General features: G+C 52.7%; 1 protein-coding gene and 1 pseudogene. Both read right to left on the reverse strand.

The window, feature by feature from the left end; all coding sequences use genetic code 11:
• The coding region (locus tag Q0294_RS18345; RefSeq protein WP_299468354.1) for a DUF1549 domain-containing protein at positions 1-1,498 on the reverse strand (1,498 nt) is incomplete at its 3' end.
• 51 nt (positions 1,499-1,549) lie between these two features.
• A pseudogene (locus Q0294_RS18350) lies at positions 1,550-2,071 on the reverse strand (hypothetical protein); the annotation flags it as partial.

Below are 2,071 nucleotides of genomic sequence, written 5' to 3' on the forward strand. Positions count from 1 at the left end.
TCAGGCGGTAATAGTCGCGTTGCGGTATCGGGTCGAATTTGTGCGAATGACAACGGGCACACTTAATCGTTAATCCCATCACCGCCGAACCCAGGATATCCATTTCGTCGGAAATCACTTCCAGCCGGTCAGGCACAAAATTAGTGATATTAGCAAACGTCCGGTCCGGGGCCGTCCGCAGAAAACCGGTCGCGACCAGGCAGTCATAGGTTTCCTGGGTGATTGCTTTGGATTGATATTCGACAAGTTCATCACCGGCGATCTGTTCCAGGAGAAAACGGGAATACGACTTATCCTGATTGAACGAACGGATGACATAATCACGGTAGCGATACATGTGCGGACGCAATCGGTCCTCGTTTTGCGCACCTTCGGAATCTGCATAACCGGCGATGTCTAACCAATGCCGGGCCCAACGTTCTCCATAGCGGGGGGAGGCCAGCAGGCGGTCCACCAGTTTTTCATAAGCGCGTGGATCTGTGTCATTCACGAACTGATTGATTTCATCCGGCGTCGGCGGCAGACCTGTGAGGTCAAAAGAAAGCCGACGCAGGATCGTTCGCTTGCTTGCCGCCGGAGAGAGCGTGAGACCGCGCTGTTCCAGTTTTTGCAGAATAAACGCATCAATCGGGTTTCCCACGCGATCACTGTGTTTGACTTCAGGAGGACGCACTTGAGCGGGCGGCTGAAACGACCAGAATTCTCGATCTTTGTCCGTTACCAGATCATCAGTCCGATTTGTTTCCTCAGTCGTGTTTTCTGTTAATTCAGGCAGCTTGAGGGTAATCCATTGGGAGAGCAATTCCAGTTCAGTCGCTTCCATCGGCTTGACGCTGACCGAAACCAGTTTCCGCCGCGGAGGCATCTCGCCGGACTTGATCCGCTGAATCAGGAGACTCTCTTCCGGCTTGCCCGGAACCACCGCCGGGCCGGATTTTCCCCCTTTCAGGATCGACTCTTTTGTTCTCAGATCCAGCCCCGCTTCCTGACGTCGGCCTCCGTGACAGGCGACACACCGTAAATGGAGCAGGGGAATGATATCATGTTGAGTCACCGCCGGCGCGGAGGCGACTGCTTCGCGAAACTTCGCACCGCCGGCGATCCATTTTTTCAGCTCTTCCAACTGGCTCTTGTTGAGGCGGTCTTTTTCATTCGGCGGCATTTCCTCCGCGTCGATCATCTGGAATAACAGACTTGCCTCCGGATCTCCCGCCTGCACGATTCGTCCGGATTCGCTTCCCTGCAGAATCCCGTGCGCCGTACTGAGATCCAGACCCGCCTTTTTCATTTTCGCATTATGACAACTGACACACTTGGCTTCGATGATCGTCTTGACGGCACTTTCATAGAAGACCGTTTCTGCTGCGACAGCTTTTTCTTCAGCTTGAGATTTGATGATCGCAACTGCGCAGAACAGAATCGCAGCCGAAAAACTAATCATCAATGCGTGATTAAAAAACGGCAGGCGACGTTTCTTGCCCCGCGGTTTACTAATCATAATGATTCTCCGTGATCCAATGAGTGCTATCATTGTAATGTACAGTTTTGCTCAATTCATCGCCAAAAACAAGTCCCATAACAGTGCGGCAGATAAGCATCCGTAACAAATCGCGCACAAGATCAAAGCGCCACGCCGCCAGAGTCGCGGTTGTAATTCCCGGGGAAGCAGTTTCGTGTTCACAATCAAAATCTGAATGGCGGCGATCGCCAGAACGGGGCCGGCAACGGCGCCCAGAATTTTAAATAACGAGATGGCATGTCCCCAGTTGACTGCATACAAGCCCCAGACTGTGGCAATCGCCAGAAACGAATAATAGAGCCTGCTGATATTCATTCGGCGGCGTTCACGCAAGCGGGGACTTGCGACCCAGACGATATCCGTAACCGTTCGAATCAGCACGTCCGTATTACTTAAATGAGTCGACATCAAAACCCAGAAGCCGTTCAACAACGCCAGCCACCAGAAGCCGCTCCAGAGATGTTCCGCCATGTAGCGCGCCTGGAAAGCACCGGCTGCCATGTGGTCCATATTCGTATTTTCAGGAATCACTGCGGTCGCGAGATTCACATT

The organism is uncultured Gimesia sp. (genome assembly GCF_937919775.1).
Classification (GTDB): Bacteria; Planctomycetota; Planctomycetia; order Planctomycetales; family Planctomycetaceae; genus Gimesia.